Consider the following 26089-nt stretch of genomic DNA (forward strand, 5'->3'; position numbering starts at 1 on the left):
CTTATATATAATTTTTTGTCTAGTTTATTGATATTTATACATAGTATTTTTTGATTAAATCGAAGGGAGGGCTAAATTGTTATGGATAACTATAAGAAAGTGAAGCAAGTATTATGGATAATTTTATTTGCTAATTTTATAGTAGCATTATTAAAAATCATTATTGGTAATCAAATAAAAAGCTATAGTATGACAGCAGATGGATTTCATTCTTTGTCAGATGGAGCATCAAATGTAGTGGGGCTCATAGGAATTTTCTTTGCATCTAAGCCAAAAGATAAAAATCATCCTTATGGACACAAAAAATTTGAAATTATAACCAGTCTATTTATAAGTGGTATGTTGTTTGTTATAGCAGTTAAGATAATTCTTAGTGCAGTATTAAGAATAACTAATCCAATTGTACCTTCTATAACTATAGAAAGTTTAATTGCTCTAGTTATTACGCTTTTTATAAATATTTTTGTATGTATGTATGAATATAGAGTTGGAACTAAACTGAATAGTTATGTTTTGATTTCAGATTCATTGCACACAAGAAGTGATATATTTGTATCTCTAGGAGTATTGGTTACTTTAGTTGGCGTTAAGTTAGGATTTCCAGTAATAATGGAATCTATAGTTCCTATTATTATTTCTGCATTTATAATTTATTCAGCTTATGGAATATTTAGGCCATCTATTGGAATTTTGGTCGATAGAGTAGCTGTAGATGAGGACTATATAAAAGAAATTGTATTTGAATTTAATGAGGTAAGGGATGTTCACAATATCAGAAGTAGAGGTAGCAAAAGTTCTATTTATATTGATATGCATGTAATGGTAGAACCATTTATAAGTGTAGAACAATCTCATGCTTTAACACACAAAATTGAGAAACAAATACAGGAAGAAATTAATGAAAATGCTCAAGTAATAGTCCATATTGAACCTTTTTATAGCTTTTAATTTGAAAAGTATAGAAGTAGAATAAACATAAGGAGTATCTAAAATATTAACAAATAGAATAAAACTATAGTAGAAGTTGTAACAATAAAATGAATTAAAATTATCCAATAAAAATATAATTGATGATATAATAAAAAATAGAAGTGTATTTGCAGTACACTTCTATAGTTATAACTAAGCATTCTCATGGGCGGGAGTGCTTTTAGAGAAATAAATCTAAAAATAACAGAAAGTAAAAAAGAAATATATTTTAATGAATTTTTTAGCAACAATTTATTTTAAATAGTAGATAAAACTAAAAAGGGTTCTCTAGAAAACAAAATCTATCTAATTATACTTACTTACCAATACCATCACTTGATGTAAGCAAGATTCTACCACATTTTCTCCGTACTCTAGTATAAAATCATCTAATTGTGTATCTATAAAATCACAATAATCATGTGAACTACCGATATAAGCAGTCAACATATGTGTACATCTATCCATTTTATCTCTAAACATATATTATTATCCCCCTAAAAAACTTTCATAAAAACAAAAAGAATATATCTTTTTGGCAACTGGCTGACATAACTCATAAGATATTCTATAAGTCTTAGTCCCTATAGCTTTGCGTCACTAAATTTCTCTAGTTTTGCCGATTTAGTTTTACTCTACAATTACAATAATACAATAGAATTAATTATTATTCAATACACTTGTTTGAAAATTGAATAAATTTATATATATGAATGCTATTTTACCTCTAAAAAATATACTAAATGTGTAGAATATATTGTAAAATCTACCTGTAGTTTTTTGATAAAAAATTCCTATTATCAATTTAATTTGTATTATATTTGAAATTTGTATATTACTTAGTAATACTTTAAAATACAGTTTTAATATTTAAGGAGACTAATTATAATTTTGTCTCCTTAAATTCTGTCTTAATTTGTTATAGTTTAATTCTATAACTAGAACCATCTATTTTTATATCAAATTCTTCAAGCATTTTATTGACATTGCTTGCAAATTCTCATTTTATATACCACCAATCTGCATTATATAAATAATACTTGCTTAATTATAACATTAATAAAGTAAATATTGTGGTTGTAAATAAAGAACTATTCAATTACAATAAAACAAGTAAGAATATTATGAAGATGACTATTAAAATTAGAGGAATAAATTGTAGGTGTCAGCAAATCCTATATAATGAATGGATGGTGATATATTGATGAGTAAGATATTAAAATATAAAAATGAAATATTTTTATTTATATTAGTTGTAATAACTTACTTAATAATAACTAAGATATTTTTTTCTAAGACTACTATATTTTATGATTTGAACAATACCTATGATGTGCTGTTAGATACAGATACAGGTGTTTTATTCAATTTAAATGTATTTGCTATAAATCAAGATAATAGTAAGCACATATTATTTTCAGCAATTATATCGATTTTTGCATATCCAATATACTTATTGTGTACTTCAATAGCAAATTCAGGAACAGCCGATTTTAATAGTGCTTATGGGTTTGGGTTAATTTGTTTACAAATAATAACCAGTGCTATATCAATAACTTTAGTTTTTAATCATATTAAAAAGATAAAAATGCAGAGGTTAACTTTAATTTTACTTACTATGATAATGATATTTTCTTTTCCACAATTATTTATGACTTTAAATATAGAGAGATTTATATATAGTCAATTTTCATTAATATTTTTCATAGTTATTGCAAATAAGGTGAAAGGGAAGAATTCTTATTTGCTAGAATTGGCAGCTATTCCTCTGTTTGGAATAACTATTAGTAATATATATTTGTATTTTTTTAATATGATATTTGAATTTAAATTGAAAATAGGAAAAATGTTAAAACATTTAATTACATTTATCTTAATGGCATATATTTGTGTAGTTTCAACAAAATCTTATGAGAGTTTTATGAATCTTGGAAATGTAATACAGTATGATACTAAATTTATAAGTGGAGAACCAATTTTGGAGAAAATTGCAATGATTATAGAAAGACTGTTGTATTCAGTTTTTTATTTTCCTGGAGCAGAGATTAAAAAGGGGTTATTTTTGCAAAATGGAGAAGTTGCGACAATACCAGTAATTCTTACATTATTAGCTTTTTGTTTTTGTGTTTTATCAGTTATTGAGAATTCAGAAAAAAGAGTTCCTAAGCTATGTATGGGAATAATTATATTTAATCTAGTTTTACATGGTATAGTAGGTTATAATCTAGTCAATTCAAGTATTATGACTATAAATTTTAGTTTTGCAGTTATAGTTTTATTGGCTTACTTTACCAAAGCACTTAGAAAAAATGAAAAAAATATGTATAATATATTTCTATCATTGTTACTGATTACTATAATAATCAGTAATGTAAATGGATTTATAGAAGTTTTAAATATAGGGATAAAATCATATCCTGTTTAAAAAATAATATTGAAAGGGTAGTAAGTTTATGAAACAGACCAATACAAATATAAGGCTTCTTACTAAAATTTCAGATTATATAAAACTAATGAGAATAAAGCAATATATAAAGAATTTCTTTGTATTTTCAGCTATAATTTTTTCAAGTAACATACTAAATATAAATTTATTGTTAAATACGTTTATTGCATTTGTGTGTTTTTGTCTAATATCATCATCAGTATATGCGTTGAATGATGTTATAGATATGGACAAAGATAAAAAACATCCTAAAAAATGTAATAGACCAGTGGCAAGTGGAAGAATAAGCAAAAAAAGTGCTAATATACTATTTGTAGTATTAGCTTTAATTTCAATCTGTTTATCAACAGTTGTTAATTTTAATCTTTCTATAATTCTTAGTCTTTACTTGATAAACAATATATTATATTCTATTAAACTAAAGAATATAATACTATTAGATGTGTTTTCTATATCTCTTGGATTTATACTTAGGGTTTATGCAGGATGTGTAGCCATAAGTGTTAGTTTATCAAATTGGATAATTTTATGTACATTTTTCTTATCTCTGTACTTAGCTCTTGGAAAACGTAAAAAAGAAATAGAAACTTTAAGAGGTGATGCAGTTGAACATAGAAAAATACTAGAAGATTATGACGTAGAAAATTTAAATCAAATGATGATAGTTATATTAAGTTCTACAATTGTATGTTATGCATTGTATTCTACAAGTAATCCAGAAAAGCCACATATGATATTTACAACAATATTTGTAGTTTATGGTGTGCTTAGATACAATTATATAATTAACACTACAAATGAAAGTAATCCTACCGATATTGTCTTAACAGATAATGCTTTAAAGATAAATGTAATCTTATGGATAATTACATGTTTAGTAATATTGATTTTTTAGTGATAGGATGGGCAAATACTTATGAAAAAAAGTGTATTATTACTTGATGTGGATTACACTGTTATAAATACTGATAGCATGATAGATTTTTTTATCTACTCTTTAAAAAATAAAACTTTTAAAACTGTTATAAAGTTGCCATACATTATTTTTATTCTATTTATGTATTTGATTAGAATAATAACTTTGAAAAGGGCAAAAGAGGCAGTCTTTCATCCAATAGTAGATTTTAGTGAAGAAGATTTAAAAGAGTTTTTTGATGACTGTATAATGAAAAAAATTAACGAATCTATGAAAAAGATTATTTACAAGAATAAAGAAGAGCATAATGTTATAATTATGATAACTGCATCTCCATATGCATATATGAAATATTTTAAGTATTATGGTTTTGCAGATGAGGTCATAGGTACTGAGTTATTTTATGAAAATTCAAGATATAAAAATCAATTCATTGGAGAAAATTGTAAGGGAATTGAAAAAGTAGAAAGAATAAAGGCTGTATTAGGTAAGCTTGGGATAGAGATTGATTATGAAAATTCATATGCATATTCAGACTCTAAGAGTGATTTACCAATGCTTTCATTGACTAAAAATGCGTTTTTAGTTAGTAAAAAGAATGGTGAGGTTATAGAGCAAATAAATTTATAACTTAATGTCACTTAGAATAGGAGGGAATAGTTTGGGATATTTACACATATTAATTTTATCTATGGTTCCTGTAACGGAATTGAGGGGAGCCATTCCTATAGGTATTGCAATGGGCTTAAATCCTATATGGGTTTACGTATTTGGTGTAATTGGTTCTACATTAGTATCGATTCCCTTGATATTGACATTTAGACATATATTACAATTTTTAAGGGGGAAAAAACTATTTAAGGGGATTGCTGATATAATTGATAGAAAAATAAACTCGAGAATGAAGAAATTAAAAAGTGTTTCAATAATTGGTATAATACTATTTGTAGGTATACCACTTCCAACTACAGGAACATGGACTGCATCTGCTATAGCTTCCATACTTAAAATGAGAATAAAAGATGCTTTTATGGGAGTATTTTTTGGTAATTTGCTATCAGGAGTTATAGTTTCAGCTCTTTCTCTACATATAATATAAAACTATCTAAGTAATATACTTGGATAGTTTTTTTATGAGTACATGTGAAAGTTTTTATAAGGTAGATAAAAAATTAGACAAAGTATTTAAATTCTGTCAATTCTAAAATGTTTACTATGTCAAAAGAAATATAGTATAGTATTACTTGTAGGGAAAGTACTCTAAATTTGTATGCTAATAAAATAAAATTTTTATATAGAATAAATTTAATAATACATTTTAATTAATGGATTAAGGAGGTTTTAAAATGGAAAATTCAAACGCTAACTTAGGCAATGAAAGTGTGGGTAAATTATTATTTAAACTTGCCACACCAGCTATTATCGCACAAATTGTAAATGTTTTATACAACATAGTCGATAGAATTTTTATTGGTAGAATGCAAAGTGGAGAAGTTGCTATGGCAGGTGTAGGAGTAGCATTTCCAATAATAATTATAATAACTGCATGTAGTTATTTAATTGGGATGGGAGGAGGACCGTTAGCTGCTATAAAAATGGGTGAGCAGAACAATGATGATGCAGAGAAAATAATGAGTAATAGTTTTTCTGTATTGGTGATTTTAGCAATACTTTTAACTATAGGTTTTCAGATTGGAAAAGAGCCTTTGCTTTGGATATTTGGAGCAAGTGAATCTACAATTGGATATTCAATGGATTATTTAAATATTTATCTAATAGGTACAGTATTTGTTCAGATTTCACTAGGTATGAATACTTTTATAAATACCCAAGGGTTTGCTACAACTGGTATGATGACCGTTGCTATAGGGGCTTTGATAAACATAGCACTTGACCCGATTTTTATATTTGGCTTTAATATGGGTGTAAAAGGAGCTGCATTAGCTACTATAATTGCACAAGGTGTTTCTGCTATTTGGGTACTAATGTTTCTTTTTGGAAAGAAAAGTATACTTAAGATAAAAAAGAAGTATATGATACCCAAAGCAAGTATCATCTTGCCAGTGCTGGGGTTGGGAATATCTCCATTTATAATGCAATCTACAGAAAGTCTAGTACTTATAGCCTTAAATAGTAAATTACAAATGTATGGGGGAGATTTAGCAGTAGGTTCAATGGCCATAATGAGCAGTATAATGCAAATTCTTATGCTTCCTAATATGGGACTTACACAAGGAGCACAACCAATAATAAGTTACAATTATGGTTCAGGTCAACTTGATAGAGTAAAAAAGACATTTAAGCTATGTCTATTGTCATGTCTTACATATTCTACCATCTTGTGGGGTTTACTGATGATATTTCCTGAATTTTTTGTTGGTATATTTAATAAGAATCCGCAGTTACTTAGTATGACTAGCTGGAGTATAAAAATATATTTTGCTGGTGCTTTTATGTTTGGAATTCAACTAGCTTGTCAACAGACATTTTTAGCACTTGGAAAAGCAAAAATATCTTTGGTTTTAGCTCTTCTTAGAAAAATTGTACTTTTAATACCTTTAATATTTATACTTCCAACATTTTTTAATGAAAAACTTTTTGCAGTGATTTTAGCAGAGCCAGTTGCGGATATAACAGCAGCCACTATAACAGCAATTTGTTTCTTTATATTTTATAAAAGTTCTCTATCAAAACCTAAAGCAACAGAAGAATAAGATATACAATATAAATTTTCTGTGAAAATATTTTATTAGATAAAAATTAGAATTTGTATTTTAATTTAATAAGATATTTTCTATAATGTATAAATATATGAAGTCGAATTTATTTTTAAAATTATAGTAAGAAAAATGTAAGTATTTGCAATATTAATGGTATAATATTTACAGATATGATAATCAATGAGAGGAAAGGATGTTTATAATGGAAAATGATTTAACAATGCAAGAATTACTTGACCAGCAAGAACAAGTATTCAGCAAAGTGAAAGTTGGAGAATTGACAACTGGAAAAATAACTGCAGTGAGAAATGATGAAGTACAATTAGGATTAGACTATGGGTTTGATGGAATAATACCTATAAGTGAATTGAATATAGAAAAAAATCAATATATAGAAGATTTATACCATATAGGTGATGAAATAACTGCTGTAATAACAAAAGTATCTCAAAAAGATGGTACAATAACTTTATCTAAATTACAACTTGACAAAAGAAATGATTTTGCCGAGTTACAAAAGGCTTATGATGAACATAGAATAATAACTGTAAATGTTGAAAAAAATATAGATAAAGGTGTATTTGCTAATTACAATACATATACATTTTTTATACCAATCTCTCAACTTGATACAAAGTTTATTACAGACACATCTAAATTTGTTGGTCTTAACCTAGAAGTTTATATAAAAGAATTTGATATTAGAAAAAATAGACTTGTAGCGTCTCATAGAGATGTATTACAAGAGCGTATAAATAAAGAGAGAGAAGAAAGAAGAGCTCAAATTAAAGCAGAAAAAGAAGCTGAAAGAGCAAGAATTAAGCAAGAAAGAGAAGAAGAAAAAGCTCGTATCAAAGCAGCTAAAGAAGAATTATTTAACTCACTTGAAGTTGGACAAAAAAGAGATGGTAAGGTAACAAAGATAATGCCTTATGGTGCATTTGTGGATATTGGTGGGATTGAAGGATTAGCACATATAAATAATTTAGCTTGGACAAGAGTTGAAAGTGTTGAAGATGTTGTTTCAGAGGGTCAAGAAGTAGAAGTTTATGTGTTAGATGTAAATGAAGAGACTAAAAAAATTGCATTGGCATTAAAAGACATAAATAATGACCCTTGGGATTTAATAGCGAAAGAAGTACAAATTGATGATGTTGTTAATGCTAAAGTTCTTAGAATAATAGAAAAAGGGGCTTTTGTTCAAATTAAAGAAGGTGTAGAAGCATATTTACCAATATCTGAATTGAGTGATACTAGAGTGGCTAAAGTCACTAATGTTGTGAATATTGGAGATGAAGTGAAAGTTAAGATTCTTGATTTTAAACCAAAGACTAAAAGAATGTTAGTTTCAATAAAAGAAGCAACTAGAGAGCCAGAAGAAGATATAACAGAATACCTAGAAGTAGAAGAATCTTTAGGAAGTATTGGAGAGTTATTTAAAGATAAATTTAAAGATTTAGAAGTGTAAAATAATTGAAAATGGGGCTGTTTTAAAACGTTACCCTGTCTATTATGACAGCTTTAGTTTTGGAATAGCCCTTTAGCTATCTATAAAACTTATATAAGATGTTAGGAGGAAATTTAATGAAAAAGTCTATTATAGATGTACATTGTCACACTCTAATAAGTGGACATGCACATAGTACTTTCAAAGAAAATGTCGAAGAAGCAATTAAGAAAAATATAAAATATCTAGGAATATCAGACCATGGACCTAATATGCCAGGAGGACCACATCCATTTTATTTTTATAATCTACATCTATTTCCACGTAGAGTACAAGAGGTAAAGATTCTTAGGGGAATAGAAGGAAACATAATGGATTATAATGGTAATTTGGATGTTCAAGAAGATATGTTTCAACACTTGGACTATATAATTGCAAGTCTGCATAGACCTTGTATAGCTTCAGGAACAAAAGAAGAAAATACAAATGCTATTTTAAAAGTTATGGATAAACCTAAGGTAAAGATAATTGGACATCCAGATGATAGTAGGTATCCTTTAGATTATGAATCTATAGTAAAGAGAGCTAAAGATAAAAATGTCCTTTTAGAAATAAATAATTCATCATTAAGTTCAAACTCTCATAGGACTGGAGCTTGGGAAAATGCAAGTCATATGCTAACATTATGTAAAACATATGGTGTAAGAGTAATTCTTGGCACTGACTCTCATATATGTTATTCTATAGGAGAATTTGAAAATGCAGAGAAAGTTTTAAAATCAGTAGATTTTCCAGATGAACTGGTCATAAATTATCATGAAGATGAAATTATAGAGCTTTTTGATATAGATTTTTAGAATTGTGGGAGTGAAAAAATTTGAGTAAAAATAAGTTTATCTATATGAATTATTATGACAATGGTTATTTTAAAAAAGGAATGGCTATATATATGGTCTTAGCACTTATAATTTTAGTCACAATTTTTATATACTCAACAACAATCCTATATCTTTTATGTATAATAACAGCAGTTTTTCTATTTAAACAAGGTCGTGATTTTTCAAATAAATATGAGGGAAAAGTATATATTACTCTCGATAATCATTCAATATCAATAAATAATCAATGTATATTCAGTATAAAATCTAAAAAAAATCAAAAGTTTAACTATAAAATAATAGAAAAAATAGAAGTAGCAAAAAATATATTAAATATATATACTGATGAATCTAATTATAAAATTAGATTAAGTGCATTGAGTTTAGAAGATGAAAAAAAATTATTGAATATCATAGATGAAAAGATGAAAAAGTTTAAGGCATAATATTATACTATTTTCAATAGTTAGCATATTTTATAAAATTACTTATCAAAAATAAAAAACGAAGATAATTATTTTTTGTGTTGACAATACATTTTAATGTGTATATAATAACTATTAAATCAAAAAATTTAGAAAATTTAAATGATTAAAAAAGCGATGAATAGAAGTAGTAAGAATAATGAAACTTTCAGAGAGCTAAAGGATGGTGTGATTTAGTAGTTGATAGTTCTGAACTTGTCTAGGAGCTGTTTTCTAAGATTTAAATCTTAGAATAATCGGAGTAATTCCACGTTATAGGAAATATGGTCATTATAATTATTATATTGGCTATTACTAAGGGAGCTTTTTAAAAAGCTAAATAGAGTGGTACCGCGAGCAAAACCTCGTCTCTAATTTTATTAGAGATGAGGTTATTTTTATTCTAATGATAAAATTGACATTTATTCTTATGAATTAAATAGAGGAGAATTGCGTCAATATAAAGTATACTGAATACAAAAAACGAAAAAGGGGGAAATAACATGAAATGTAGGAAGTATAAAAGATATGATAAAATGCAAATAGCAAATCGTAAATGGCCAGACAATGAAATATTTAAGGCTCCAATTTGGTGTAGTGTCGATTTAAGAGATGGAAATCAATCACTACCAACACCTATGAGTGTAAATGAAAAAGTCAGAATGTTCAAAATGCTTATTGATACAGGATTTAAAGAAATAGAGGTGGGATTTCCATCAGCATCAAATACAGAGTATACGTTTTTAAGAAAATTAATAGATGAGAATATGATTCCAGATGATGTGACTATACAAGTTCTTACACAATCTAGAGCTCATCTTATAGAAAAAACATTTGAATCAATAAGGGGATGTAAGAAAGCAATTATACATTTATATAACTCTACATCTACTCTTCAAAGAGATGTGGTTTTTAATATGAGTAGACAAGAAATAATAGATATAGCAGTTGAAGGGGCAAAATTATTTAATGAAGAAGTAAAAAAATATCCAGAGACAGAATTTACTTTTGAATATTCACCAGAGAGTTTTACAGGAACAGAGATGGATTACGCACTTGAAATATGTGAGGCAGTGATAGAAGTTTGGAAACCAACTCCACAGAAAAAAGTAATAATAAATCTTCCATCAACAGTGGAAATGGCAACACCAAATGTATATGCAGACCAAATAGAGTGGTTTTGTGAAAATATAAGTTGTAGAGATTCCATTATACTAAGTTTGCACACTCATAATGATAGAGGAACTTGTACAGCAGCAAGTGAACTTGGATTATTAGCTGGTGCAGATAGACTTGAAGGGACACTATTTGGAAATGGTGAAAGAACTGGGAATATGGATATAGTAAATGTGGGGCTTAATCTTTATACACAAGGAATAGAGCCAGGGCTAGATTTTAGCAATATAGATAAGATAAGAGAAATATATGAGGAATGTACAAAACTTATAGTACATGATAGACATCCATATGTAGGGAATCTTGTGCATTGTGCTTTTTCAGGTTCACATCAAGATGCTATTAGAAAGGGCATGATAGCAATGAAAAACAGAGATAATGATTACTGGGAAGTTCCATATTTACCAATAGACCCTCATGATATTGGAAGAGAATACAAGGAGATTATTAGAATAAACAGTCAATCTGGAAAAGGTGGAGCTGTTTATATAATGGAAACAGATTATGGATTTATGATACCTAAGAATATGCATTCTGATTTTGGAAATGTAGTCAAAATGGAATCTGATAGAATAGGGGAAGAACTTAGTAGTGAAGCAATCTTTAATTTATTTAAGAAAGAATATATTGATGTTGAGAGTCCTTATAAAGTTAAAAAATATAAAATAAAATCAATGGATGAACTAAACTATGAAAATGATGATTCTAATGATACTAACATGATTGAGATGACTGCAAGAGTAACTTATATGGGAAATGAACAGAGAATTGTTGGTGTAGGAAATGGACCTGTAGATTCATTTAATAATGCACTAAAACAATGTGGCATGAAAGATTATAAATTTAGATACTATTGGGAACATGCATTAGAGGAAGGGTCACATTCAAGAGGGGTAGCTTATGTAGGAATAGAGCATAATAATAAAGTCTATTTTGGAGTAAGCATATCGGAAAACATAAATACAGCAGCTATTAATGCACTTATGAATGCAATAAATAAAAGTTACATTGAGGAGGAAGTAAAAAATGGGGATGACTATGACGCAGAAAATCTTAGCCAAACATGCTAAGTTAAATGAGGTTAAGAAAGGGCAGTTAATTGAAGCAGATTTAGATATAGTTTTAGGCAATGATATAACATCACCAGTAGCCATTAGAGAATTTGAAAAATTAGGAATTGAAGATGTTTATGATAAGACTAAAGTAGTGATGGTTTTAGACCATTTTACACCTAATAAAGATATAAAGAGTGCAGAACAATGTAAACTTACAAGAAGTTTTGCAAAATCAAAAGGAGTTGTAAATTTCTTTGATGTAGGAGATATGGGAATAGAACATGTTCTTCTTCCTGAAAAAGGTATAGTAACAGCTGGAGATGTAATTATAGGTGCTGACTCTCATACTTGCACATATGGAGCATTAGGAGCATTTTCTACTGGCGTAGGTTCAACTGATATGGGAGCAGGTATGGCTACAGGAAAATGTTGGTTTAAGGTTCCTGGAGCAATAAAATTTGTTTTGAAGAACAAGCCAAATAAATGGATAAGTGGTAAAGATATAATACTTCATATAATAGGTGAGATAGGTGTTGATGGCGCACTTTATAAGTCAATGGAATTTTGTGGGGATGGAGTAGAACACTTATCTATGGATGATAGATTTACCATTTGTAATATGGCAATAGAGGCAGGAGCTAAAAATGGAATTTTTCCAGTAGATGATAAGACTATGGAATATATAAATTCACATAGGTGTAGAACGATAACAAAAGATGTAAATGTATATGAAGCAGATGAAGATGCAGTCTATGATGAAGTATACGAAATAGATTTAGCTGAACTAAAAGAAACAGTAGCCTTTCCTCATCTTCCTGAAAATACTAGAACAGTAGATGAGATTAATAAAGATATAAAAATAGACCAAGTTGTAATAGGTTCTTGTACGAATGGAAGAATATCAGACCTTGAAGTAGTAGCTGAAATAATGAAAGGTAAAAAAGTTGCAGATGGAGTTAGGGTTATGATATTTCCTGGAACTCAAGAAGTATATCTTGAAGCTATAGAAAAGGGGTATATTACTACTTTTATAAAGGCAGGAGCAGCAGTTTCTACACCAACTTGTGGACCATGTTTAGGGGGACATATGGGAATACTTGCATCAGGTGAAAAATCTATTTCAACAACAAATAGGAACTTCGTAGGAAGAATGGGGCATGTTGATTCAGAGGTGTATCTTGCAAGCCCAGCTGTAGCAGCAGCATCAGCTATAACTGGAAAAATATCAAAACCATCAGAGATAATTTAAGGGAGGTAAAGTTTATGATTGCTAATGGAAATGTTTTTAAATTTGGTGATAATATAGATACAGATGTAATAATACCAGCTAGATATTTAAATATAGCTGATTATAAAGAACTAGCAATGCATTGTATGGAGGATATTGATGATAAATTTGTTTCTAAGGTAAAAGAAGGAGACATTATAGTTGCAACTAAAAACTTTGGTTGTGGTTCATCAAGAGAACATGCTCCAATTGTAATAAAAGAAAGCGGAGTATCCTGCGTGATTGCTTCTACTTTTGCTAGAATATTTTTTAGAAACTCTATAAATATAGGGCTTCCTATACTTGAATGTGAAGAAGCTGTTAATAACATAGAGGAAGGGGATAATATAGAAGTAGATTTTTCTACAGGTGTGATAAAAAATATAACAAAAGGAAAAGAATATAAGGCAGAACCATTTCCGGAATTTATGCAAAATATTATACTAAATGAAGGTTTAATTAACTCAATAAAATTAAATAGGGGGTAGTGGGGTGATGAATTATAATATAGCAGTCATAAAAGGTGATGGTGTTGGAGCGGAAATTATAGATGAAGGTATAAAGGTTCTAAATAAAATTTGTTGTAAATTTAATCATAGATTCGATTGTGAATATGTATTAGCTGGAGGATGTGCAATTGATGAAACTGGAGAACCTCTACCTAATAAAACTGTTGAAGTTTGTCGAAAAAATGAAGCTGTATTGCTTGGAGCTGTTGGAGGTCCAAAGTGGGATAAATGTAAGGGGGATATAAGACCAGAGGCTGGTCTTTTAAAGTTAAGAGAGTCACTGGGGTTATTTGCAAATTTAAGACCAGCGACAATGTATGAAAGTATAAAAGAAGCTTCACCACTCAGAGCAGATATAGTTGAGAAAGGTATTGATTTTGTTGTTGTAAGAGAGTTAACAGGGGGCATTTATTTTGGAGAACGTGGAAGAAAAATCATTGATGGTATTGAAAATGCTTATGATGTAGAGACATATAACGAAAATGAAATAAGAAGAATTGGTAAGAGAGCTTTTGAAATAGCTAGAAATAGAAATAAAAAACTTATAAGTGTAGATAAGGCAAATGTTCTTGAGAGTTCAAGACTTTGGAGAAGTATAATGGAAGATTTAGCTAAAGAGTTTGAAGATGTAGAGTTGTCACATATGTATGTTGATAATGCTGCTATGCAAGTTGTAAGAGACCCTAGTCAATTTGACGTAATAGTAACTAATAATATATTTGGAGACATAATATCTGATGAAGCATCTATGATTACAGGGTCTATAGGTATGTTACCATCAGCATCACTTAGAGAAGATAGTTTTGGTATGTATGAACCAATACATGGAAGTGCACCTGATATAGCTGGAAAAGATATTGTAAATCCAATTGCAACTATTCTATCTGTAAGCATGATGTTAAGACATAGTTTTAAATTAGAAGAAGAAGCTAAGTGTATTGAAGATGCAGTACAAAGTGTACTTAATAAAGGTTATAGAACTAGTGACATATATAATGGTGTGGGAACTGTTGTAGGAACGAAAGAAATGGGAGAATTAATAGTAAATGAAATTTAGAATTATAGTTTAATTTGTATAATATAATTTGAATGTATAATTTGGAAAATTAGTAAAAATCTATTGTAAAATAGCTTGTTTTTAGAAGGGGTGTCTCAAGATAAACTTTATTAGTTTATGAGGCACTCTTTTTTGTATGAAGTCAAATATATTTTCATCATTTCAATAATGAAAAAGAGACTTATCTTTACTTTAAGTTTCTATTTTGAGATAGCTCCTTTTTTAGAAAATAGTACTTCAAATTAAAATTATCATATTGAAATAGCCTATTTTTATTATTAGAAGTTTGCAGGGATTTTATTAATATTATATAATATATTTTAGAGTTATTTAATATTAAGCAACTATTAGTGTAGGTTAGGAGATGGAGTTTTTGGCAAAGTATAAAGTTTTAAAGAAGCAAAATAGTAGCAAATCTTGTTTAGTTTGTGGAACACAAAATGAACTAGGACTTAAAGCAGATTTTTATGAACTTGAGAATGGAGAACTTGTATCGATTTGCAATACAAAGGATTGGCATCAAAGTTATCCAGGAAGAGTACATGGAGGTATGTCTGCTGCAATATTGGATGAGACTATTGGAAGAGCTGTAAGTATAAATAATGACCAAATATGGGGAGTAACAGTATCCTTGGAATTGAAATATAAAAAACCAGTGCCAACAGATGCTACTATAAAAGTTGTTGGAAGAATAACTAAGGAAAATAGAAAATTGTTTGAAGGTACAGGCGAAATAATTTTGCCAAATGGAGATATAGCAGTAACAGCTACTGGAAAGTATATGAAGATGCCTATTGGTCAAATTGCAGAAGGTGATTTTTCTGATGAAGAATGGTTTTTTGAAGAATCAAAAGAAAAAGTAGAATATATTGAATTTTAATTAAATAAAACTTTTATATCTTAAAAAGATAGAATTAAAAATATAAAATGAAAAAGTGTAGTAAAAATACAAGATAAAAATAAATTAGTTGTACTAAAAATATTTATCTTAATAGTGTTAAATTTACATACTAAAAAAATTAATTTATATAACTAAAAAGTTTATTTTTTTTGAAAAAAATATTCGGAAAATTCAGACTTGTGCTAATGTGCAAAATGAATGTTTTCATAAAATATAAAAAAAAAATTATATATAAAAAATAAAAATTGAGTTGACATAGTTAATTTAGCTTGATATTATAGTTATTAAAAATAAGGACAGTAAACACGCTATCCATATTACAAACTAAAAAAGGGGGGAATTATAATGAGTAAGAAATTATTTATTCCTGGTCCTATTGATGTTAAAGAAGAAGTCTTGCAAAAGATGGCTACACCAATGATAGGACATAGAGGAAAAGATGCATCTATGCTCCAAAAGAGTATAAGTGAAAAAATGCAAAAACTATTCTATACAAACAACACGATACTTTTATCCACGTCATCCGGAACTGGTTTAATGGAAGGCTCCATTCGTTCCTGTACATCCAAAAAGGCAGCAGTATTTTCCTGTGGGTCCTTTGGTGATAGATGGTACAAAATGGCAGTGGCTAATAATGTCCCAGCGGATATATTTAAAGTTGAATTAGGAGAGGCAACAACACCAGAAATGGTTGATAAGGTGCTTTCTACCGGAGAATACGATTTAATAACTGTAACTCACAATGAAACTTCAACTGGAATAAGAAACCCGATAGAAGAAATTGGAGAAGTTGTTAAAAAGTATAAAGATGTGGTCTACTGCGTAGACACTGTAAGTTCAGCCGGTGGAATAAAAGTCGAGGTTGATAAGATAGGAATAGATATTTGTATAACATCAGTACAAAAAGCACTGGGATTACCACCAGGAATGTCTATTTGCACATTTTCTCAAAAAGCAATCGATAGAGCTAAGCAAGTACCTTTTAGAGGAGTATATCTTGATTTGTTAGCAATGTATGAATACTTAATCAAGAAAAACTACCAATACCCTTCAACACCATCTCTTTCTCACATGTTCGCTTTAGATTTCCAATTAGATAATATATTAGATGAAGGTCTAGATAACAGGTTCAATAGACATGAAGACATGGCAAACTTAGTTAGAAACTGGGCTAAAAAACACTTCCAAATTTTTACCAATGAAAATCACTTATCCAATACACTTACTGTTATAGAAAATACTCAAGGTATTAGTGTATCAAATTTAAATTCAAAATTACAAGAACGAGGATTCCAAATAGCAAATGGCTATGGAGATTTAAAAGAAAAAACTTTTAGAATTTCACATATGGGTGACTATACTGTCGAAGATGTACAAGAATTATTAGATAATATTGATGATATATTAGGTTTTAATCAGTAATATTGTAAAAATATGTATATTTTAAGATAAATTTAGAATATATAATAAAATATATTTTATAAAAATTACATATTAAATTTTTAACAAACAATAGAGAAATTTGATATGTTTTTAATGAAAAAATATTTTGAAAATTATATAAACAGAAAGTTAAATTAAGTAGAGTATTTTATTGATGAAAATACTTTAAAAAATAAAAATTGGGAAAATTAAGTGAATATAAATTGGAGGAGTTTGTTATGTATAATATATTAATTACTGATGGAATAGAGAAAGAAGCAGTGAGAAAATTGAGAGAGTTAAATTTTAATGTGATAGAGCAGTTTTATGAAAAAGATGTTTTAGGAGAGAAACTTAAAGATGTTGATGTACTTGTAGTACGTTCAGCTACTAAAGTTACTAAGGATGTAATAGATAAAGCATTAGAGGGCAAAAAGTTGAAGCTGATAGTAAGAGGTGGAGTAGGGTTAGATAATATAGATGTTAAATATGCACAGGCTAAGGGCATAAAAGTTATGAATACTCCAAATGCAAGTAGTATATCTGTTGCAGAACTTACAATAGGTCAATTATTTGTTCTTGCAAGATTCATAAATACTGCAAATGTAACTATGAGAGATGGAAAATGGGAAAAGAAAAAATACAAAGGTACAGAAATTAATGGAAAGACACTTGGACTTATAGGTTTTGGAAGAATTGCAAAAGAAGTTGCAAAGAGAGCAGAATTATTAGGTATGGATATTGTATATACTGACATAATGGGTGAAGCACAAGGTTTTAACAATTATAGATTCTGTGATATGGAAGAGGTTTTAGAAAAGGCAGATTTCTTATCTTTACACATTCCATTTGATAAGAATAAGGGGGCAGTAATAACTGAAAAAGAAATAAATAAGATGAAAAAAGGGGCTTATTTAATAAACTGTGCAAGAGGTGGTTTAGTTGATGAAAAAGATTTACTAAAAGCATTAGATGAAGGTAAATTATCAGCAGCTGCTATAGATGTTTATGAACAAGAACCTACATTAAATCTAGACTTAGTAAATCATCCAAGAGTTTCTCCTACACCTCATATTGGGGCATCTACAGTAGAGGCTCAAGAAAGAATAGGAGAGGAAATAGTAAAGGTGATTCAAGATTTCTTTCTTGACTTCAACAATCTAATAGGGGTAGCATTATAAAATATTTTGTATAATTAGGAGGAAATTAGTAATGGCAACGATTAAACCATTTAAGGCGATTAGACCAAATAAATATATAGTAGATAAAGTAGCAGCACTTCCTTACGATGTTATGAATAGTAAAGAAGCTAGAAGACTTGCACAAGGGAATCCATATTCATTTTTGCATATAGATAAATCAGAAATTGATTTAGATGAAAACATAGATTTATATGATGAAAAAGTTTATTTAAAAGCGCGAGAAAATTTAGATAAGTTTCGAAAACAAGAAATTCTAGTAAAAGATGACAAAGAGAGTATATATATATATAAACAAATCATGGATGGTAGAGCTCAAGTTGGCATAGTAGCATGTATATCAGTTGATGAAAGTTTAAATGGAACAATAAAAAAACATGAGTACACTCGACCAGAGAAAGAAATTGATAGGACTAAACATATAAAATATTGTGATGCTAATACGGGAACTATACTTGTAACTTATAAACATCAAAGGTTGATAGATGACATAATCAATGATTTTATGGATAATAATGAACCTTTATATGATTTTATAACAGATGACAAGATAGAGCATACAGTATGGAAGATTGATAATGATGATATAATATGTAACTTAGTAGATGAATTTGGAAAATTAGATTATCTATACATTGCAGATGGTCATCATAGGACAGCTTCAGCAGAAAATGTAGCTAAAGAAATGAGGGCTAAAAATCCAAATTATACTGGAAAAGAAGAATTTAATTACTTTATAGCAATGATTGCACCAGATGAGAATTTAATGGTTTTGGATTATAATAGAGTTATCAAAGACTTAAATGGTTTAAGTGAGGAAGAATTTATAGACAAAATAAAAGAAAATTTTGAACTAGAAGAAATAGAAGGAAAAGAAAAATATAAACCTGACAAAAAAGGAACTTTCGGAATGTATCTAGGAGATAAATGGTACAAAATGAAAGCAAATAAAAATTTATTAGCAATAGAAGACCCTGTTGACTCATTAGATATTTCCATATTACAAGACTATGTTATTGATGCTATTTTAGGGATTGACAATCCTAGAGTAGATAAAAGAATTGATTTCATCGGTGGAATTAGAGGTCTTGAAGAATTAGAAAAAAGAGTTAATGAAGATATGAAGGTAGCGTTTGCAATGTATCCTACTAGTATTGAGGATTTAATAAGAGTAGCAGATGCAGACAAGATAATGCCAGCTAAGTCAACATGGTTTGAACCTAAAGTAAGATGTGGGCTATTTCTACATGAAATAAATGAATAATTAATAAAGGGCTAAAAAGTGAGTTTTACACTTTTTAGCCCTTGTTTTTTGCTTGGAATTGTATATGAAATATAAATTCTAGAAGTTGACATTCTTAATAATAGTTACCTTTTTTTTAAAAATGGATAATTTTAGGGAATAGATAGTGATATTCTATGTTATAATTTAGGATGAAAATTTATATAATTGTATTTGTGCATTTAGAAGGTTTTAAACATGTATTTATAAAAATAAAAAGTAAAAGGACATTACAGTATTTTACTAGAATTATTATCTGGGAAGCTAAATTCTGAGTATTAATCTAAAGTAAAGGTTTTTTATAGAGCTAAAATTTTACATGTAGAAAATTAATTTGCTAAATTAATCACATAATAATCAAAGACAAAATGTTTTTTAGAGGGAATGATTAGATAGTATTTTTTTTGTTATGAAATTAAGTGGAGAGTAATTAATTAGAAAAGGAATGAATAATAATTAGTATACTACATTATCACTTTTTGATAAGTTAAAAATAAAATTAAAGTTTTTAATATTAATTAAGAATGATGAAATATGAATAAAGATTTTACAAATAAATCTAAAGTTATGTTATTTAATTCTAATATAGGAAGAAGGTAAATGTATATTGAAAAGTCATAAAAATAGAGATAAACAACCTAAATAAATGCAAATGCTTGAAAAATGAATAATATAATTATATATAATGAGGATGTGAGTATGATGAACAGACTAAAGCCAAGAATTCTAGGTATTAGTATCTTGTTTATTATTATAATTATTTTAACCTGTGGAGCTATTTTTAAGTTTAAATTTAAATTGGATAATAAGTTAAAAGAAACCACATATACATATTTGTCAGAGTTTACAGAACACAATATAATTAATCTCAAGACAAGACTTAGTGGTCAATTTGACATGCTTGAATCTATTGCTAACTTCATTGGAAATTTGAGTAATGTAAATGATGAAATGGTGATTGATTTAATGGATTATGGGGTAAAGCGAAGTTCTTTAATTAGAATGACTATTTCTACATTAGATGGGAAAAGTTATTCTAATGATGGAATCATCAGTAATATTCAAGATAGAGATTATTTTAAAAAAGCTAAAAATGGACAAAGGAATATATCAGAACCTTCAAAATCTATTGTTAATAATAAAGAAATAATAGTTTTATCTACCCCAATTTATAAAAGTGGGAAAATAGTTGGTATTTTAAGCGGAATTTATGATTCAAAAAAGTTAAATGAATTGTTAGGATTATCTGCATTTGATAAAAAAGCAGATGTTTTTATTGCCGAGAAAAATGGAGATATAATTGCTCAAAATACAAATAGTAAAATGCTATCATGTATATTTAAGCTTTTTGATAAAGATAATTGTGATGAAGTGGACTGTCTAAAAACTATAAAAGAAAATATGAAAAGTTATAAATCTGGATATTCTAATTATAACTTAGATAATGAAAAATTTATCTTAAACTATCAGCCACTTGGAATTAATGATTGGTATGTTTTTTCTGTTGTACCAAATGAAATAGTATCTATTCAGTCAGAGAATATATCTTATGATGTATATATATTTGCATTAGAAATATTACTAGTTATATTGATTTTTATAGTATATATAGCCTGTATTATAAATAATAATACTAAGGTTATTATAAATGAAAAAGAAAAATTTAAAGCGCTTACTGACAATATACTAGGAGGGGTTAAAAACTGTTTAAAAGATGAATATATGACTATGACATATGTAAGTCAGGGATTTCTAGAACTTACAGGTTACTCTGATGAAGATTTAAATAAAATATTTAAAAATAGATTTAAAGACATGATTTACAAAGAAGATATATACAAGTTTAATTGTATTATTCTAAATCAATTAGAAAAACAAGATAAAATTGAAGTTGAATATAGAATTGTAAAAAAAGATGGAAGTATAATTTGGGTTTTGGAGAGAAGCAAGTCTATAAAAGACAGTAAAGAAAATGAGTGTATTCAGGGAGTTTTAACTGATATAACAGAACTTAAGAAAATACAGGGAGAGTTACATTCAAAAAGATTTGAAATACAGGCTATCAATGATAGTATTGTTGGTGGAATAGTCATAACTGAGATAAATGACGATTTTGACTGTATATATTTAAATGAAGGTTATTTAAATATGATTGGATATACACGTAAACAACTAAAAGATGAGTTGAATAATAAATTAATCAAACTTATTTTTAAAGATGATAGAACAGAGCTAATTAATAGTATAAACAAACAACTTAAAGTAAGTGATACATTTGCATCTGAACAAAGAGTTGAAAAGAGAGATGGTACTATTATATGGATTTTATTGAAAGGAAGAAAAATAATTTATGAAAATGGAAAATCTGTACTTTGTAGTGTTATTGTAGATATTACTTCTGCTAAATTATTAGAGCAAGAGCTTAAAAAGAGTGAAGAGCGTCATGAAATTATTATAAAACAGACGCAAAATATCATAATAGAATGGGATATAGAAAAAGACCAAATTAATATATCACCTAATTGGTATAATAAGTTTGGCTATGACCCTATAACTGAAAATGCAACAAAAAATATAATAAAATCAGTGGATATATATCATGATGATATGGATAAGTTTATTTCGTTAGTTAAACTTACTTCAGAAGGTAGTGAATATGAAGAGTGTGAAATTAGACTTAGAATTAGAGATACTACGTATGCTTGGTTTAGTATAAAGGCGACAACGTTGTTTGATAATAATGGGAAACCTTATAAGGTAGTAGGAAGTTTGACTGATATTGATGAGTCAAAACGAGAGGCTGAAAAGTTAAAAGAAAGAGCAGAAAAAGACCCTCTGACAGACTTGTATAATAAAAAAGCATCACAATCACTTATAGAAGAATACATAACATTGGATAAAAAAAGAAAAGGTGCTTTAATGATTATTGATATTGATGACTTTAAAGGAATAAATGACAATTTAGGACACTTGTATGGAGATGCTGTATTAAGTGAAATTGCAAGCGACCTAATCAATCTATTTAGAGCATCTGATATAGTAGGAAGAATTGGTGGAGATGAGTTTATCGTTTTTATGAAGGATATTTCTGAAGCAAGAGATATTATAAATAAAGCAGAAGAATTGGTTAAAGCATTTGAAAGGTCTTTTTTAGGTAAAGGACAAAATTATAAAATATCTTTGAGTGTAGGAATTGCTAGATTTCCACAAGATGGTATGGACTATATGAAGTTATTTAGAAATGCAGATATAGCTCTTTACTCAGCTAAGGGAAAAGGTAAGAATTGTTATACATTGTATGATAAAAAAATTGATAAAGTACAATATATAACTAGCACAAGAAATTCAGGTGAGAATGCCAATGTAAAGACGTCTTTTAAAGAACATATCACAAATCATATATTTGATATACTATATGAATCAAGTGATATAGAAGTGGCAGTAAATTTAATTCTCAGTATTGTGGGTAAACACTTTAATGTGAGTCGTGTCTATATATTTGAAAACTCAGATGATAATTTAGCATGTAAAAATACATTTGAATGGTGTAACGAAGGTATAACTTCAGAAATTAATAATCTTAAAAATATTTGTTACAATGATTTAGGCAACTATCTTTTAAACTTTAATGCTGATGGGCTATTTTATTGTAATGATATTGATAATTTAGGTAGTGATGTGAAAAAAATACTTAAGCCACAAGGTATACGTTCAATATTACAATGTAAAATTTTAGAAGGTGATGAATTTAGAGGGTTCATAGGATTTGACGAATGTTCATATAATCGTATGTGGACTAATGATGAAGTGAATACATTGACTTTTCTATCTAAAACACTCAGCATGTTTTTATTAAAAATGCGTATTCAGAGTAAGCTAGAAGAGTCTTTAAAGATTCAAAAGTCTGTAATGGATAATATGGATATATGGGCGTATGTTGTTGATAGGAACACCTATGAATTATTATTTATTAATAAAAAAATGCTTGAGTCAGCACCAAACACTCATGTGGGTGATTTATGTTATAAAGCTCTATGGAATAATCAAAATAAACCTTGTAAAAAATGTCCTATGAGACATCTAAAAGAGGGTGATGATACTTGTAAATCATTTATGCGCAATAGAAAGTTTGATGTGAAGGCAAATATAACTACAACCACTTTGAAATGGTTTGATGGGAAAGATGCATGCTTAATCTTTGGAAGTGAAGTAAGTAGCATTGAATCTGAAAAAAATATTTAAAATACTGTATTATATATTTACTTAAAATCACAATTTGAATTTATTAGACTTAAAATGTCTATATAAATTATTTAAGTTGTGGTTTTAAGTATTTTTTATGATATAATTAAGCGTTAAGAACAAAATTAAAAGATACTTTTGTATAAGAAAAATATTTGTTAAATATATATTGAGCAGGTGATAATATGGAAAATAGGTTTTTACCAATAAGCAAACAAGATATGATAGATAGAGGATGGGAAGAATTAGATTTTGTTCTAGTTACAGGAGATGCTTATGTAGACCATCATAGTTTTGGAACAGCAATAATATCTAGAGTTTTAGAAAATGCTGGGTATAAAGTTGGGATAATAGCTCAACCAAACTGGAAGACTACAGATGATTTTATGAAGCTAGGAAAACCTAGACTTGGGTTTTTAGTCAATGCAGGAAATATGGATTCAATGGTCAATCATTATTCTGTAAGCAAAAAACATAGAGACAAGGATATGTATTCTCCAGGTGGAAAAATGGGTTATAGACCAGATAGAGCTACTATAGTATATTGTAATAAAATAAGAGAAGCATACAGTGATGTTGCAATAGTAATAGGTGGAATTGAAGCTAGTTTAAGAAGATTTGCACACTACGATTATTGGAGTGATAAGGTTAGAAAGTCTATGTTAATAGATAGTGGAGCAGATTTACTAGTTTATGGTATGAGTGAAAAGCAGATTGTAGAAGTAGCCAATGCACTTAATGATGGATATGACCCAAAATATATTAGACATATTGATGGGACATGCTATATTGCAGATACATTGGAAGAGATATATGATAAATATATATTAATTCCATCATATAAAGAAATATGTGAAGATAAAATGAAGTATGTAGAAGCTTTTAAAATTCAATATGATGAACAAGACCCATTTAGAGGAAATATAATTGTTCAACCTCATGGAAGTAAGTATTTAGTTCAAAATAAGCCAGAGAAACCACTTAGCAGGGAAGAATTAGACGAAGTATATGGATTGCCATATCAAAAGACATACCATCCTGTATATGAAAAATTTGGTGGGATACCAGCTATAGAAGAAGTAAAATTTAGTATAGTAAGTTCAAGAGGATGCTTTGGTAGTTGTTCATTTTGTGCAATAACATTTCATCAAGGTAGGGCAGTGCAAAGTAGAAGTGAAAAATCAATTATTGATGAAGCAATAGGAATAACAAATTTAACTGATTTTAAAGGGTATATACATGATGTTGGAGGTCCAACAGCTAATTTTAGAAGACCAGCTTGTAACAAACAAATTACTAAAGGTGCTTGTAAAAATAGACAATGTTTATCGCCATCACCATGTAAAAATCTAGATGCAGACCACAGTGAATATCTACACTTACTTAGAGCTGTAAGAAAATTACCTAAAATAAAAAAGGTGTTTGTGCGTTCTGGTATTAGATACGATTATGTAATGGCAGATAAGAACAATAAGTTTCTTAGAGAATTGATAGAGCATCATGTAAGTGGTCAACTAAAGGTAGCTCCAGAACATATATCAGAAGAAGTTTTAAAGTATATGCAAAAACCAGCAGGAAAAACTTATGATAAATTTAGACAGAAGTTTTTTGCTATAAATGAAGAGTTAGGTAAGAAGCAATATTTGATACCATACTTAATGTCTAGTCATCCTGGTTCTACCTTAAGTAGTGCTATAGAGTTAGCTGAGTATTTAAGGGATACTCACTATCAACCAGAGCAGGTTCAGGATTTTTATCCAACTCCTGGGACTCTATCTACAACTATGTTTTATACAGGTATAGACCCACTTACAATGAAACCAGTTTATGTGCCTAAATCAAAACGAGACAAGGCAATGCAAAGAGCTTTATTACAGTATAGAGCACCTAGAAATTATGATTTAGTGTACTCTGCATTAGTTGAAGCAGGAAGAGAAGACTTAATAGGCTTTGGGCATAGATGTCTTATAAAGCCAAAAGATGAAAAGCCTTATTTTAATAGAAATAATTCTAAAAAAAATGTATCTAAGGGTGTAAATAAAAACAAAAAAACTAATACAAATAACAGAACTAATAAAAATCAACAAAAAAGTTCAACTAAAAAAAGAAAAACATTAGAATATAAATAAAAATGTTTAG

Annotated in this window: 20 protein-coding genes, 1 riboswitch and 1 other annotated feature; of the genes, 19 read left to right on the top strand and 1 reads right to left on the bottom strand. The window is 28.3% G+C overall.

Features of this window, described 5'->3' with window-relative positions:
* Positions 1 to 81: 81 nt before the first annotated feature.
* Entirely contained in the window at positions 82 to 948 is an 867-nt protein-coding gene (locus tag JJC02_04665; protein ID UDN55476.1) for a cation transporter, read from the top strand.
* Positions 949 to 1275: 327 nt separating this feature from the next.
* Here JJC02_04665 and JJC02_04670 read toward each other — a convergent pair whose 3' ends face one another.
* A complete protein-coding gene (locus JJC02_04670; GenBank protein ID UDN55477.1) occupies positions 1276 to 1452 on the bottom strand; it encodes a hypothetical protein in 177 nt (58 codons plus the stop codon).
* Between the two features lie 51 nt (positions 1453 to 1503).
* Positions 1504 to 1600: riboswitch (cyclic di-GMP riboswitch) on the bottom strand.
* Positions 1601 to 2155: 555 nt separating this feature from the next.
* Here JJC02_04670 and JJC02_04675 point away from each other — a divergent pair.
* The 18 genes from JJC02_04675 (at position 2156) to JJC02_04760 (ending at position 26079) form a co-directional block, all read left to right on the top strand.
* Positions 2156 to 3394, top strand: coding sequence for a hypothetical protein (locus tag JJC02_04675; GenBank protein ID UDN55478.1), 1239 nt, complete (start codon positions 2156 to 2158; stop codon positions 3392 to 3394).
* A gap of 28 nt (positions 3395 to 3422) precedes the next feature.
* Positions 3423 to 4310 (top strand): decaprenyl-phosphate phosphoribosyltransferase, encoded by an 888-nt coding sequence (locus JJC02_04680; protein ID UDN55479.1) that lies wholly within the window; start codon positions 3423 to 3425, stop codon positions 4308 to 4310.
* 21 nt (positions 4311 to 4331) lie between these two features.
* On the top strand, positions 4332 to 4961 hold the full coding sequence (locus JJC02_04685; GenBank protein UDN55480.1) for a haloacid dehalogenase-like hydrolase: 630 nt from the start codon (positions 4332 to 4334) through the stop codon (positions 4959 to 4961).
* Positions 4962 to 4965: 4 nt separating this feature from the next.
* Entirely contained in the window at positions 4966 to 5430 is a 465-nt protein-coding gene (locus JJC02_04690; protein UDN55481.1) for a small multi-drug export protein, read from the top strand.
* A 247-nt stretch (positions 5431 to 5677) separates the two neighbouring features.
* Positions 5678 to 7045, top strand: coding sequence for an MATE family efflux transporter (locus tag JJC02_04695; protein UDN55482.1), 1368 nt, complete (start codon positions 5678 to 5680; stop codon positions 7043 to 7045).
* Positions 7046 to 7244: 199 nt separating this feature from the next.
* Positions 7245 to 8519, top strand: coding sequence for a S1 RNA-binding domain-containing protein (locus JJC02_04700; protein ID UDN55483.1), 1275 nt, complete (start codon positions 7245 to 7247; stop codon positions 8517 to 8519).
* 116 nt (positions 8520 to 8635) lie between these two features.
* A complete protein-coding gene (locus JJC02_04705; GenBank protein ID UDN55484.1) occupies positions 8636 to 9355 on the top strand; it encodes a phosphatase in 720 nt (239 codons plus the stop codon).
* Between the two features lie 20 nt (positions 9356 to 9375).
* Positions 9376 to 9822: a hypothetical protein gene (locus tag JJC02_04710; GenBank protein UDN55485.1), complete on the top strand. Its 447-nt coding sequence runs from the start codon at positions 9376 to 9378 to the stop codon at positions 9820 to 9822.
* Between the two features lie 147 nt (positions 9823 to 9969).
* Positions 9970 to 10216 (top strand) — a binding site (T-box leader).
* Positions 10217 to 10343: 127 nt separating this feature from the next.
* Entirely contained in the window at positions 10344 to 12086 is a 1743-nt protein-coding gene (gene leuA, locus JJC02_04715) for a 2-isopropylmalate synthase (protein ID UDN55486.1), read from the top strand.
* Positions 12043 to 13320, top strand: a complete 1278-nt coding sequence (gene leuC / locus JJC02_04720) for a 3-isopropylmalate dehydratase large subunit (protein UDN55487.1) — start codon at positions 12043 to 12045, stop codon at positions 13318 to 13320. The genes leuA and leuC overlap by 44 nt, the downstream gene beginning before the upstream one ends.
* Before the next feature lie 14 nt (positions 13321 to 13334).
* Positions 13335 to 13826: a 3-isopropylmalate dehydratase small subunit gene (gene leuD, locus JJC02_04725; protein ID UDN55488.1), complete on the top strand. Its 492-nt coding sequence runs from the start codon at positions 13335 to 13337 to the stop codon at positions 13824 to 13826.
* Between the two features lie 4 nt (positions 13827 to 13830).
* Positions 13831 to 14904, top strand: a complete 1074-nt coding sequence (gene leuB, locus JJC02_04730; protein ID UDN55489.1) for a 3-isopropylmalate dehydrogenase — start codon at positions 13831 to 13833, stop codon at positions 14902 to 14904.
* A 364-nt stretch (positions 14905 to 15268) separates the two neighbouring features.
* Positions 15269 to 15784, top strand: coding sequence for a PaaI family thioesterase (locus JJC02_04735; GenBank protein ID UDN55490.1), 516 nt, complete (start codon positions 15269 to 15271; stop codon positions 15782 to 15784).
* A gap of 366 nt (positions 15785 to 16150) precedes the next feature.
* Positions 16151 to 17227 carry an alanine--glyoxylate aminotransferase family protein gene (locus JJC02_04740; protein UDN55491.1) on the top strand — a complete coding sequence of 359 codons (1077 nt, stop codon included), beginning with the start codon at positions 16151 to 16153 and terminating at the stop codon, positions 17225 to 17227.
* Positions 17228 to 17466: 239 nt separating this feature from the next.
* Positions 17467 to 18408, top strand: a complete 942-nt coding sequence (locus tag JJC02_04745) for a D-2-hydroxyacid dehydrogenase (protein ID UDN55492.1) — start codon at positions 17467 to 17469, stop codon at positions 18406 to 18408.
* Between the two features lie 31 nt (positions 18409 to 18439).
* Positions 18440 to 19690, top strand: a complete 1251-nt coding sequence (locus tag JJC02_04750) for a DUF1015 domain-containing protein (protein UDN55493.1) — start codon at positions 18440 to 18442, stop codon at positions 19688 to 19690.
* A 717-nt stretch (positions 19691 to 20407) separates the two neighbouring features.
* Positions 20408 to 23950 carry a diguanylate cyclase gene (locus JJC02_04755; protein ID UDN55494.1) on the top strand — a complete coding sequence of 1181 codons (3543 nt, stop codon included), beginning with the start codon at positions 20408 to 20410 and terminating at the stop codon, positions 23948 to 23950.
* Between the two features lie 185 nt (positions 23951 to 24135).
* Positions 24136 to 26079, top strand: coding sequence for a YgiQ family radical SAM protein (locus JJC02_04760; protein ID UDN55495.1), 1944 nt, complete (start codon positions 24136 to 24138; stop codon positions 26077 to 26079).
* Positions 26080 to 26089: the final 10 nt, after the last annotated feature.

This window comes from Clostridioides sp. ES-S-0054-01 (genome assembly GCA_021561035.1).
Lineage (GTDB): Bacteria > Bacillota > Clostridia > Peptostreptococcales > Peptostreptococcaceae > Clostridioides.